11 protein-coding genes are annotated in these 12,097 nt (G+C 76.2%); 5 read left to right on the forward strand and 6 right to left on the reverse strand.

The window, feature by feature from the left end; translation table 11 throughout:
* The 3 genes from ABD317_RS09330 to ABD317_RS09340 all read right to left on the reverse strand — a co-directional run.
* On the reverse strand, window positions 1-1,242 hold a 1,242-nt coding region (locus ABD317_RS09330), incomplete at its 3' end, for an L-aspartate oxidase (RefSeq protein ID WP_344289326.1).
* Window positions 1,239-2,192, reverse strand: coding sequence for a pantoate--beta-alanine ligase (gene panC / locus ABD317_RS09335; RefSeq protein ID WP_344289327.1), 954 nt, complete (start codon window positions 2,190-2,192; stop codon window positions 1,239-1,241). The genes ABD317_RS09330 and panC, both read right to left, overlap by 4 nt.
* Before the next feature lie 11 nt (window positions 2,193-2,203).
* Complete coding sequence (locus ABD317_RS09340; RefSeq protein ID WP_344289328.1) at window positions 2,204-3,112, reverse strand: Rossmann-like and DUF2520 domain-containing protein; 909 nt, start codon at window positions 3,110-3,112, stop codon at window positions 2,204-2,206.
* A gap of 203 nt (window positions 3,113-3,315) precedes the next feature.
* Here ABD317_RS09340 and ABD317_RS09345 point away from each other — a divergent pair, with 203 nt between their 5' ends.
* Entirely contained in the window at window positions 3,316-4,524 is a 1,209-nt protein-coding gene (locus ABD317_RS09345) for a threonine aldolase family protein (protein WP_344289329.1), read from the forward strand.
* Window positions 4,525-4,633: 109 nt separating this feature from the next.
* Window positions 4,634-5,722 (forward strand): DUF5937 family protein, encoded by a 1,089-nt coding sequence (locus tag ABD317_RS09350; RefSeq protein ID WP_027754224.1) that lies wholly within the window; start codon window positions 4,634-4,636, stop codon window positions 5,720-5,722.
* 69 nt (window positions 5,723-5,791) lie between these two features.
* On the opposite strand, the gene ABD317_RS09355 is transcribed toward ABD317_RS09350, so the two are convergent.
* Together ABD317_RS09355 and ABD317_RS09360 are read right to left on the reverse strand one after the other, a co-directional pair.
* The gene (locus ABD317_RS09355) at window positions 5,792-6,466 is read right to left on the reverse strand and encodes a response regulator (RefSeq protein ID WP_027754225.1); all 675 of its coding nucleotides are present in this window, start codon (window positions 6,464-6,466) and stop codon (window positions 5,792-5,794) included.
* 96 nt (window positions 6,467-6,562) lie between these two features.
* On the reverse strand, window positions 6,563-7,789 hold the full coding sequence (locus ABD317_RS09360; protein WP_344289331.1) for a sensor histidine kinase: 1,227 nt from the start codon (window positions 7,787-7,789) through the stop codon (window positions 6,563-6,565).
* Window positions 7,790-7,883: 94 nt separating this feature from the next.
* On the opposite strand from ABD317_RS09360, the gene ABD317_RS09365 reads away from it, so the two are divergent.
* Entirely contained in the window at window positions 7,884-8,960 is a 1,077-nt protein-coding gene (locus ABD317_RS09365) for an SAM-dependent methyltransferase (protein ID WP_425582318.1), read from the forward strand.
* A gap of 182 nt (window positions 8,961-9,142) precedes the next feature.
* Here the strand turns inward: ABD317_RS09365 and ABD317_RS09370 are convergent, their stop codons facing one another.
* Window positions 9,143-10,306 (reverse strand): ABC transporter ATP-binding protein, encoded by a 1,164-nt coding sequence (locus ABD317_RS09370; RefSeq protein ID WP_344289332.1) that lies wholly within the window; start codon window positions 10,304-10,306, stop codon window positions 9,143-9,145.
* A gap of 83 nt (window positions 10,307-10,389) precedes the next feature.
* Between ABD317_RS09370 and ABD317_RS09375 the strand changes: the two genes are divergently transcribed.
* Both ABD317_RS09375 and ABD317_RS09380 read left to right on the forward strand, forming a co-directional pair.
* Entirely contained in the window at window positions 10,390-11,169 is a 780-nt protein-coding gene (locus tag ABD317_RS09375) for an ABC transporter permease (RefSeq protein ID WP_344289333.1), read from the forward strand.
* Entirely contained in the window at window positions 11,169-11,957 is a 789-nt protein-coding gene (locus tag ABD317_RS09380) for an ABC transporter permease (protein WP_344289334.1), read from the forward strand. Before ABD317_RS09375 ends, ABD317_RS09380 begins: the two co-directional genes overlap by 1 nt.
* The last annotated feature ends 140 nt before the right edge of the window (window positions 11,958-12,097 follow it).

Here is a 12,097-nt window from a genome sequence, read left to right on the forward strand (position 1 = left end):
CGCGGCGATGTCCGCGGCGATGCGCTCGGCGAAGACCAGGCCCTCCAGCAGCGAGTTGGACGCCAGCCGGTTCGCCCCGTGCACCCCCGTGCAGGCCACCTCGCCGCAGGCGTACAGCCCCGGGACGCCCGTCCGCCCGCGCGGGTCCGTGACGACGCCGCCGGAGGCGTAGTGGGCCGCGGGGGCGACGGGGACGAGGTCGTGGACCGGGTCGAAGCCGTGGGCGCGGCAGGCCGCGAAGATCGTGGGGAAGCGCTGCTTCCACATCTCCGCGCCGAAGTGCCGCCCGTCGAGGTACATGTGGTCGGCGCCGCGCTCGCGCATGCGCTGCATGATGCCCTTCGCCACGATGTCGCGCGGCGCCAGCTCCGCCATCTCGTGCCGCCCCACCATGAACCGCACGCCGTCCGCGTCGACGAGGTGGGCGCCCTCGCCCCGTACCGCCTCGGAGACCAGCGGCTGCTGGCCCCGCGCGGCCGTGCCCAGGAACATCACCGTCGGGTGGAACTGCACGAACTCCAGGTCCGACACCTCCGCCCCGGCGCGCAGCGCGAGCGCGACGCCGTCGCCGGTGGAGACCGCCGGGTTGGTGGTCGCGGAGAAGACCTGGCCCATGCCGCCGGTGGCGAGCACCACCGCGGGGGCGTGCACGGCGCCCACGCCGTCGCGCGCGCCCTCGCCCATCACGTGCAGCGTGACGCCGGCGGCACGCCCTGCCGCGTCCTTGAGCAGATCGAGTACGAGCGCGTGCTCCACGGTCTCGATGCCCGCCGCGCGCACCGCCTCGACCAGCGCGCGGGAGACCTCCGCGCCGGTCGCGTCGCCGCCCGCGTGGGCGATGCGGCGGCGCCGGTGGCCGCCCTCGCGGGTCAGCTCGACGGCGCCGGTGGCGGGGTCGGTGTCGAAGGCGGCGCCGGTGGCGATGAGGCGGCGTACGGCGGCGGGGCCCTCGGTGACGAGGGTGCGCACGGCGTCCTCGTCGCACAGCCCGGCGCCGGCGACGAGGGTGTCGGCGAGGTGCTGCGCGGGGCTGTCGCCGTCGCCGAGGGCGGCGGCGATGCCGCCCTGGGCCCAGCGGGTGGAGCCGTCGTCGAGGCTGGCCTTGGTGACGACGGCGACCCTGCGGCCCGCCTCCGCGCAGCGCAGCGCGGCGGTGAGGCCGGCCACGCCGGAGCCGACCACGACGACGTCGGTGTCCAGCACCCAGCCGGGGGCGGGGGCGGTGAGCCGTATCGCGGTCACGGAGTGCTCCCGAAGGTGAGGCGGATGTTGTCGATGAGGCGGGTGGCGCCGACCTTGGCGCCGACCGCCAGGACGGCCTCGCCGCGGTACGGGGCGGGGGGCGCGGCGCCGTCGTCCGCCGCTGCCGCCGGGCCGTCCGGCACCGGCGCGAAGTCCGCCGGGTCCACCAGCGCGACGTAGTCCAGCTCCAGCGGCGGCGGCAGCCGGCCGGCGTCGTGCAGCACCGGCTCCGCCGCCGCCAGCGCCTCCCGCGGGCCGCCGGACGCGGCGCCCGCCCGGTCCCGCGCCGCGAACAGCGCGCGCGACAGCGCGAGCGCGGTCTCGCGCTCCGGCGCGGAGAGGTACACGTTGCGGCTGGACAGCGCGAGCCCGTCCGGTTCGCGCACGGTCGGCACGCCCACGATCCGTACCGGGAAGTCGAGGTCCCGCACCATCCGCGTGATCAGGGCGAGTTGCTGGGCGTCCTTCTGCCCGTAGAGCGCCACGTCCGGCCGCGTCAGGTGCAGGAGCTTCGCGACGACGGTCAGCACGCCGTCGAAGTGCCCCGGCCGGAACGTGCCCTCCAGCCGCTCCCCCATCGGCCCGGCGCTGACGCGCACCTGCGGCTCGCCGCCCGGGTAGACCTCGTCGGCGGCGGGCGCGAAGACGACGTCCGCGCCCTCCTTGCCCGCGAGCAGGACGTCGGCGTCGAGGGTGCGGGGATAGCGGTCGAGGTCCTCGCCGGGGCCGAACTGCAGCGGGTTGACGAAGACGGTGACCACGACCTGGCCGTGCGGGCCGACTTCGGCGCGGGCGGCGCGGACGAGCGCGGCGTGGCCCCCGTGGAGGGCGCCCATGGTCATCACGACGGCGCGCCGCGGGCGCTCGGGCGCCCCCGGTGGCGCGTGCGCCCCCGGCGGCTCCGGCGGCTCCGGCAGGCGCGCGGCTTCGTGTACGAGCAGAGCGGTCATCCTCGCCGTCCTCAGCGTCTCCCGTCGGCCAGGACCCCGAGCAGGTCCTCGGCCAGCTCCGGCTTGAGCAGCCCGCCCGCGAGTGCGCGGTCCGCCGTCGCCCGGGCCATCGCGACGTACGCGGGCACGGCCTGCGGCGCGTGCGCGCGCAGCTCCTCGATGTGCGCCGCCACGGTGCCCGCGTCGCCGCGCGCGACCGGGCCGGTGAGCGCGGCGTCGCCGCTGCGCAGCGCGTTGTCGAGGGCGGCGCCCAGCAGCGGGCCCAGCATCCGGTCGGGGGCGCCGACGCCGGCCTTGGCCAGCAGCTCCATGGACTGCGCGACGAGCGTGACCAGGTGGTTGGCGCCGATGGCCAGCGCCGCGTGGTACAGCGGCCGGGCCGACTCCTCCACCCACTCCGGCTCCCCGCCCATCTCCACGACCAGCGCCTCCGCCGCCGTACGCAGCTCGCCCGGCGCGGTGACGCCGAAGGAGCAGCCGGCGAGCCGCTGCACGTCGACGGCGGTGCCGGTGAAGGTCATCGCGGGGTGCAGCGCGAGTGGCAGCCCGCCGGCGCGGGTGGCGGGCTCCAGCACCCCGGCCCCGTACCGGCCGGAGGTGTGCGCGAGCAGCTGCCCGGGGCGTACGGCGCCGGTGCCCGCCAGGCCCTCGACGAGGCCGGGCAGCACGTCGTCCGGCACGGTCAGCAGCACGAGGTCGGCGCGGGCCAGCACCTCGGCGGGCTCGGTGACGGGCTCGCCGGGCAGCAGGTCGTCCACCCGCCGGCGGGCGCCGTCGGAGACGGCGTGCACAGCGACGGGGCGGTGGCCCGCCAGCGCGAGCGCGGCGGCGAGCGGCGGGCCGACCCGGCCGGCGCCGACCACGCCGACGGCGAGCCGGGCGGGCTTCTCCTGCGGCTCGGAGGTGGGGCTGGTGTTCACGTCGCCTTCCGTTCCAGTCCGCTTCGGGTACCGGACGTACCCGTTCATGGTACTTGCGGCGCGGCGCGGTCCCGGTGTGTGTCCGAGCACGTTGCACGACCAGGGGCGGCCCGGGACGACCCGGGAGGGACGACGGGGCGCGGCCGGCCGCCGGGGCGTGAACCGCTGTGCCGCGGGGACGGCGGCGGGCATGATCGGGGCCCATGACGGACGCGGACGACCTCATGACCCGTAGGCGCGCGACGTGGGCGGCCGCCGGGCGCACCCTCACGCCCTCCCTCCCCACCATCTCCGCCCGCCTGGCCCGCCTCGCCACCGCCCGGCCCGGCGGCGTCGGCCTCGACCAGCAGGTCGACGTCTACGCGGGCGGGATCGTCGGCGAGCTGGAGCAGCGCACCGCCGAGCTGCTCGGCTGCGCGGACGCGGCGTTCTTCCCCACCGGCACCATGGCGCAGCAGGTCGCGCTGCGCTGCTGGGCGGAGCGCACCGGCAGCCGCGTCGTCGCCTCGCACCCGCTCGCCCATCTGGAGGTGCACGAGCGCGCGGCGTACGCGGTCGTCACCGGACTGCGCGCCGTCCACCCCACGCGCGAGCCCCGGATCGCCACGGCGGCGGAGGTGCGGGCGCTGGGCGAGCCCTTCGGCACGCTGATGCTGGAGCTGCCGATGCGCGAGCCGGGGTTCGTGCTGCCGGAGTGGGAGGAGCTGGCGGAGGTCGTCGCGGCGGCGCGGGAGCGGGAGGCGGTCGTCCACGTCGACGGCGCCCGGCTGTGGGAGTGCACGACGCACTTCGGGCACGGGCTGGCGGAGATCGCGGAGCTCGCGGACAGCGTGTACGTCTCGTTCTACAAGTCGCTGGGCGGGTTGTCCGGGGCGGCGCTGGCCGGTCCTGCGGAGTTCGTCGAGGAGGCGCGGGCCTGGCGGCACCGGTACGGCGGCCAGCTGTTCCAGCAGTGGCCGGCGGCGCTGGCCGCGCTGGAGGGGCTGCAGCGGGAGCTGCCGCGGCTGCCGTCGTACGTGGTGCACGCGCGCGTGGTCGCGGAAGGGCTGCGGGAGGGGTTCGCGGCGGCGGGGGTGCCGTTCTTCCGGGTGCATCCGCGGGTGCCGCACACGCACCAGTTCCAGGTCTGGCTGCCGTACGGGGCGGAGGCGCTGATGGACGCGGGGACGGCGCTGGCGGCGGAGACGGGGACGTGTCTGTTCCGCACGTGGACGGAGCCGGGCGACCCGCCGGGGCTGTCGGTGACCGAGGTCACGGTGACGGAACCCGGGCTGGCGTGGACGGCGGCGGACGTGGCGGCGGAGGCGGCGGCGCTGGTGGAGCGGGTGGCGGGGGCGGGTGCCGCTGCTCCGGGCGCCGCTGCCTCGGGTGCCGCCGGCCCGGGTGCCGCCGGCCCGGTGCCGTCCGGCTGACCGGGGGCCGGGTTCGGGCCCGCCGTTGCGGGCTTCGTCCACCTGCGCGGCGGCGGACACGGGACCACGGGCTCCCGCGGTGTCAGTGCCGTACCCGACCATGGGGTCCATGAGCGTGACCCTCGACATCACCGGCCTCGCCGCCGAGCGGATCGGCTTCGCGCCGTCCCCGCTCGCCGAGCTGGGCGCCGTGCTGCACGCGCTCGCCTCACCCGCGCACCACCCGGGGGCGGAGGGCTGGACGACGGCGACCGCCGCCGCGCTCGACCCCGGGCTCGCGGACCGGCTGAGCGAGGCGGAGTTCCTGTGGAGCGCCGGGCGGGCCGACATCCTGCTCCCCGCCGCGCCCGGCGCCACCCTCGCCGAGGAGCTGGACGCGCTCGACGGGATACCGGACGACGACTTCGTCACCGCCGCGTTCGAGATCGTCTGCAACCCGACGTACCAGCACGGCAACCCGTCCCCGCTCACCGACCCGGTCAGCCGCCGCCTGACCGTCGAGCGCGCGGCCGCCCGCGGCCCGCGGCAGGCGGCGTTCGCCGAGCGGATGCTCGCCGACCCCGACGGGCTGCGGGTCTGGCTCCGCCGGCTGTTCGAGGACTGCGCGGAGGCCTTCTTCGACGACACGTGGGAGCGGGTCCGGCACTCCCTGGCCGCCGACGCCCGGCACAAGACGGACCTGCTGCGGCGCAAGGGCCTCCGGGTCGCCCTGGCGGACGTGTCCGGGGCGCTGCGGCTGGACGAGGGCGCGGACGGCTCGGTGCGGATCGTCGCCGACAAGCTGACCAGCGGCGGGGCCGTCGCGCGGGAGAGCGTGACGTTCCTCCCGACGGCGTTCGGCTGGCCGCACCTGCTCGTGGTGTACGCGCCGGGCTGGCGGCCGGTCGTCCAGTACCCCGTACCGTCGCCGGACCTGCCCCGGGCCCCGGCGCTGGAGACGCTGCAGCTGCGGCTGGAGGCGCTGGCCCACCCGGTGCGGCTGCGGCTGTGCCGCACGATCTCGCGGACCCCGACGACGACGGGCGAGCTGGCCGCCGTGCACCGGCTGACGGCACCGGAGGTGTCGCGGCACCTGGCGGTGCTGAAGAAGGCGGGGCTGGTCGTCACGCGGCGCCGCGGGCGGTACGTGCAGTACGAGCTGTCGCTGCCGGACGTCGCCCGGCTGGGCGGGTCGCTGCTGGAGGGCCTGCTGCGCTGAGCGCCGCGCGCCGAGCCGAGGGGCGCGCGCCGCGCCGGAGGACCTCCCGCGCCGAAGGGCCCGCCGCCGTCAGCTCCCGGCCCGTACCAGACCCGTCTCGTACGCCAGGACCACCGCCTGCACCCTGTCCCGCAGCTCCAGCTTCGTGAGGATCCGCCCCACATGCGTCTTCACCGTCGCCTCCGACAGCACCAGCCGCTCCGCGATCTCCCCGTTCGACAGCCCCTGCGCGATCAGCAGCAACACCTCGCGCTCCCGGTCCGTCAGCCGCTTCAGCTCCGGGTGCGCCCGCTCGCCCGCGGGCGCGGGCATCACGGCGGTGAACCGGTCGATCAGCCGCCGCGTCGTGCTCGGCGCGACGACCGCGTCGCCGCTGTGCACGGCCCGGATGGCGCTCAGCAGGTCACCGGGCGGCACGTCCTTGAGCATGAAGCCCGACGCCCCGGCCTGCAGCGCGGAGAACGCGTACTCGTCGAGGTCGAAGGTGGTCAGGATCAGCACCTTCGGCGGCGTCTCCGCCGGCTTGTCCGCGCAGATGCGCCGCGTCGCCTCGACGCCGTCGAGGCGCGGCATGCGCACGTCCATCAGGACGACGTCCACCTTCGTGACGTCGAGGAGTTGCAGCGCCTCGTCGCCGTCCCCCGCCTCCGCGACGACGTCCATGTCGGGCTGGGCGGCCAGCACCATCCGGAAGCCGGTGCGCAGCAGCGCCTGGTCGTCCACGAGCATGACCCGGATCGTCACGTGCGTCCTACCTTCTCTCTCGCCAGGGCGGCCCGGGTCGCCCCGGGTCGCCCCCCTGTCCCGCGCCCGACGGCAAGCCGCCCACCGGGCAGTCCGTCAGGCGGCCGTCTTCAGCGGCAGCACCGCCCGTACCCGGAAGCCGCCGCCCGGCCGCGGCCCCGCGTCCAGCTCGCCGCCGGTCATGCCCACGCGCTCGCGCATGCCGATGAGCCCGTGGCCCTGGCCGTCGGCGCCGCCCTCCTCGTACAGCTCCGGCAGCGACCCGCGGCCGTCGTCCTCGACCAGCACCTCCAGCTCGCCGTCCGCGTACGTCAGCCGCACCGTGGCGCCCGCCTCCGGCCCGCCGTGCTTGCGGGTGTTGGTCAGGGCCTCCTGCACGATGCGGTACGCCGCCAGCTCTATGCTGCTCGGCAGCTCCCGCGGCGAGCCCGCCACCTCGAACGCGACGGTGAGCCCCGCGCCGCGCACCTGCTCGACCAGCTCCGCCAGCTGCTCCACGCCGGGCTGCGGCACGTACTCGCCGCCCGCGCCCGGGTCGCCGGTGCGCAGCACGCCGAGCAGCCGGCGCATCTCGGCCAGCGCCTGCCGGCCGGTGCCGGAGATGGTGGTCAGCGCCTCCTTGGCCTGCTGCGGCGCGCTGTCCAGCACGTACGCGGCGCCGTCGGCCTGCACGACCATGACGGACACGTTGTGCGCCACGACGTCGTGCAGCTCGCGGGCTATCCGCGCGCGCTCCGCCGCGACCGCGATCCGCGACTGCGTCTCCCGCTCCCGCTCCAGCCGGGCGGCCCGTTCCTCCAGCTGCGCGTAGTAGGCGCGGCGGGTGCGCAGCGAGTCGCCGAGCACCCAGGCGAGCAGGAACGGGACGGTCAGAAAGGCGAACTCGACGACCTGCTGGGGGACGCTTCCGCTGCCGCTCTCCCACCGCACCTGGTTGATCGCGGGCGCGACGGCGGCGCCGACGAGCGCCAGCCGCGACGCCCAGGGCACGTCGCCGGCCGCGACGGTGAAGATGACGACGAGCATGGCGAAGTTCGCCGGGCCCGGCGCCGAGTCCAGCACGACCTGCGCGAGGCCGAGCGCGCCGGCGACGAGCAGCATCCGCTCGGGGTGGCGGCGGCGCAGCGCGACGACGAGGGCGAAGCCGACGCCGACGGCCAGCGCGATCGTCTTCTCGACGTCGGTCTCGGGGGCGTTCGGGTTGTTGTCGCTCGGCGCGTCTACGGTGATCAGCCAGCCAGCGGTCATCACGACGAGGCAGACAGCCCAGAAGCTGTCGACCAGTGTCGGATGCCGGCGGAGGAAGTCGTAGACACGTTGCACGTCACCCAGCGTAGGCAGGCGCGCGTAGCCGGGAGTCAGTCCGCGGGGCGATCCCTGGCCGATGCATCTACTCCACAGGGTGGAGGATGCGCCTGTGGAGAACGGTGGGACGAGCGGGTGGAGCGAGGGGCCGGCACCGGGCGCGGAGGGCGTCCGGGGCGCGGGCGCGGGCGGGGTGCTGCGCTGGCGGGAGGCCGCGCGGCGGGCGCTGTACGGGCCGGAGGGCTTCTACCGCCGCCCCGGGCCCGGCGCCGGGGCGGGGGCGCACTTCCGCACGTCGGTGCACGTGTCGCCGCTGTTCGCGGCGGCGGTGGCGGAGCTGGTGCGGCGGGTGGCGCTCGCGCTGGGGCGGCCGGCGGAGCTGGACGTGGTGGACGTCGGGGCGGGGCGGGGGGAACTGCTGACGGGGGTGCTGGCGGCATACGAAGGACCGGGGCGGCTGCGGGCGTACGCGGTGGAGGTCGGCCCGCGGCCCGCGGGGCTGGACGAGCGGATCACGTGGCTGCCGGAGTCGCCGGCGGGGGTGCGCGGGCTGCTGTTCGCGAACGAGTGGCTGGACAACGTGCCGGTGGAGGTCGCGGAGACGGACGGGAGCGGCGTCGCCCGGTACGTGGAGGTCGCGGCGGACGGCTCGGAGCGGCTGGGTGCGGAGGTCGGCGGCGCCGACGCGGAGTGGCTGCGCCGCTGGTGGCCGCTGGCCGGCGGACCGCCGGGCGGCCGGGCGGAGATCGGCGCCCCGCGCGACGCGGCGTGGTCGGCGGCGGTCGCCACGATGACCGCCGGCCTGGCACTGACCGCGGACTACGCCCACACCCGCGCGGCCCGCCCCCCGTACGGCACGCTGACGGGCTTCCGCGACGGGCGCGAGGTGCCCCCGGTCCCGGACGGCAGCTGCGACGTGACGGCGCATGTGGCGCTGGACGCGGTGGCCGCCGCACCGGAGCGGGAGGGGCGGGGCGGGCGGCCGGTGCTGCTGTCGCAGCGGGAGGCGCTGCGGGGGCTCGGGCTGGACGGGAGCCGGCCGCCCCTGGCGCTGGCGTCGACCGACCCCGCCGGCTACCTGCGCCGGCTCGCCGCCGCCGGACAGGCCGCCGAGCTGCTGGACCCCGCGGGGCTCGGCGGCTTCACGTGGCTGGCCCACCACGTGGGCATCGCGCCGGTCCTCCCCTGACGCCGCGGGCCCGGCGCGTACGCGGGCGGCGTCCGGTCCGGTACGCCCAGCCGTCCGGCACGGCACAGCGCCCCCGTGCCCACCCGTCCGCACCCGCGCGTCGCATGCACATGCGGCGGCGGTGGCGGCGGCACCCGTGTCCGCGCCCGTACGCCCCCTCCCCGCACAGCCGCTCCGGTGGGTCACACCTGCGGCAGGGAGTCCAGCTCCACCTCCGCCCGCGCCACCGCCCGCGCGTCCGCGTCGATCGACCGCCGCAGCGCCTCGTGCAGGCTGGCCGGCGTCAGGACGCCGACGAAGTGCCCCGACTCCTCGTCGTCCACCACCGCGATCCACCCCGCGTCGTACTGCAGCATCGTCGCGAACGCCCTCTTCAGGCTCGCGCCCAGCGGCAGCCAGGCGTCCATCCGCCGCGCGTAGTCCGCCACGGCGCCGCCCTTGGCGATCTCGTCCGACCCGACCCACCCGTGCAGGTCGCCGTCCTCGTCCAGCACGACCGCCCACCGCGCGCCCCGGTCCCGCAGCGCCGCGGCCGCGCTCCGCGCGTCGTCGTCGAGCCGGACCACGGGCGGCTCCTCCAGGTCGCCGCGCTCGATCTCCGTCACCGACAGCCGCTTCAACCCCCGGTCCGCGCCGACGAAGTCGGCGACGTACGGGGTCGCGGGCGCGCCCAGGACCGCCGCCGGCGAGTCGAACTGCTCGATCCTCCCGTCCCCGAAGACCGCGATGCGGTCGCCGAGCCGCACGGCCTCCTCGATGTCGTGCGTGACGAAGAGCACGGTCTTGCGCATCCGCGCCTGCAGCTTCAGGAACTCGTTCTGCAGGTGCTCCCGCACCACCGGGTCCACCGCCCCGAACGGCTCGTCCATCAGCAGCACCGGCGGGTCCGCCGCCAGCGCCCGGGCCACGCCGACGCGCTGCCGCTGGCCGCCGGAGAGCCGGTCGGGGTAGCGGCGGCCGTGTTCTTCCGGGTCGAGGCCGACCAGGTCCAGCAGCTCCGCCGCCCGCTTCAGCCGCTTCTCGCGCGGCCAGCCCAGCAGGTGCGGCACGGTCGCGGTGTTGTCGAGGACGGTCTTGTGCGGGAAGAGACCGACGTTCTGGATGCAGTAGCCGATGTGGCGGCGCAGTTGGACGGGGTCGGCGGCCATGATGTCCGCACCGTCGACCTCGATGCGGCCGGCGGTGGGCTCGATGAGCCGGTTGACCATCTTCAGCGTGGTCGTCTTGCCGCAGCCGGACGGACCGACCAGCGTCACCAGCTCGCCCTCGGCGGCCTCGAACGACAGGTCGTTCACCGCGTTGGTCCCGTCGGGGTACCGCTTGGTCACGTGCTCGAATCGGATCATGTTTCCTCATTCTGCCCCGGCCTCCGCCTCCGGTGTCGGTGGCGGAGGGTCTAATGGAGCTGCCTACGGGAAGGAGCGGTGGCGTGAAGGCCTCCAGCTGCCTGGCAGCGAACGAGTGGATCTGCGGTGAATACGTCCGCAGCCGCAGCGACGAGCTCGTCGACGCCACGGTCCAGCACGTCTGGATCACGCTGGCGTCCGTGGGGATCGGCCTGCTGGTCTCCTTTCCGCTGGCGCTGGTCGCCCGCCGCTGGCGGGTGCTGACGGGCCCGGTGCTCGGCCTGACGACGGTGCTGTACACGATTCCGTCGCTCGCCATGTTCTCGCTGCTGGTCCCGCTCATGGGCATCTCGGCGTCCGTCGTCGTCACCGGCCTCGTGCTCTATTCGCTGACGATCCTCATCCGCAACCTGCTGACGGGGCTCGACGCCGTCCCGGCGGACACCCGGGAGGCGGCGCGCGGCATGGGCTACGGGCAGACGCGGCTGCTGTTCACCGTCGAGCTGCCGCTCGCGCTGCCCGCCGTCATGGCCGGGCTGCGGATAGCGACGGTGTCGACGATCGCGATGACGACGGTCGGCGGAATCATGGGCTACGGCGGCCTGGGCAACCTCATCGTCGAGGGCATGCGCAGCCTGTTCAAGGCCCAGGTGCTGACGGCGTCGGTGCTGTGCGTGCTGCTCGCCGTCCTGGCGGACCTGCTGCTGCTGGGTCTGCAGCGGCTGCTGACGCCGTGGGCGCGCGCGCAGCGCGGCGGCGGCACGGGCGGCAGGGGCGGCGGTGGCGACAGCCGGGGCAGGTTCGGCAGGGTCGGCAGGTTCCGTACCCGGGCGGCCGCGGCGCGGAAGGAGGCGGCGGCCTGATGGGCACCATCGCGGACGCGTGGACGTGGCTGACCACGGGGTCGAACTGGTCGGGGCCGGGCGGCATCGGCGTGCGCCTGGGCGAGCACCTGTACCTGACGGGCATGTCGCTGGCCATCGCCTGCGCCATCGCGCTGCCGGTCGCGTGCTGGCTGGGCCACATCGGCAAGGGCGGCACCCTCGCGATCAACATCTCGAACGCGGGCCGGGCCGTGCCCACGCTCGCGGTGCTCGGGCTGCTCCTGCTCACCCCGCTGCGGATGCACGGGGACTGGCCGACGGTCATCGCGCTGGTGCTGTTCGCGGTGCCGCCGCTGCTGACGAACGCGTACGTGGGCATCCGCGAGGCCGACCGGGACGTGGTGGAGGCGGCGCGGGGCATGGGCATGTCCGGGCCGCAGCTGCTGGGCCGGGTGGAGCTACCGCTGGGCTACCCGCTGCTGATGACCGGCCTGCGGTCGGCGACGGTGCAGGTCGTCGCGACGGCCACGCTGGCAGCCATCGCGGGCGGCGGCGGGCTCGGCCGCATCATCACCGCCGGCTTCCGGACGTACAACACCCCGCAGGTGGTGGCCGGCGCCTTCCTGGTGGCGGTGCTGGCCCTGGTGCTGGAGGGCGTGCTCGTCATCGCCGAGCGCCTCCTCGACCCGATGCGCGGCCGCCGCACCGACGGGCACGGCCGCGGGCGCCGTACGCCGGCGGGCGGCCCGGGGACGCCGCCGGCACCGGGAGCGAAGGAGACGAACGTACCGGCGGGGGAGCAGAAGCCGGCGCCGGCGCCGCTGTAGGGTGCGGCGGCACGTCGCGCGCAGCGCCGGGCCGCGCCGCGGCACGCGACGGCGGGCGTGCGCGTAAGACGTCGGCATTCTCCTCCGCAGACCCGGCCCAACCGAATCGCACGCAACCTCATATCCGTTCGCAAAGCCTT

The organism is Streptomyces synnematoformans, assembly GCF_039531005.1.
GTDB lineage: Bacteria > Actinomycetota > Actinomycetes > Streptomycetales > Streptomycetaceae > Streptomyces > Streptomyces synnematoformans.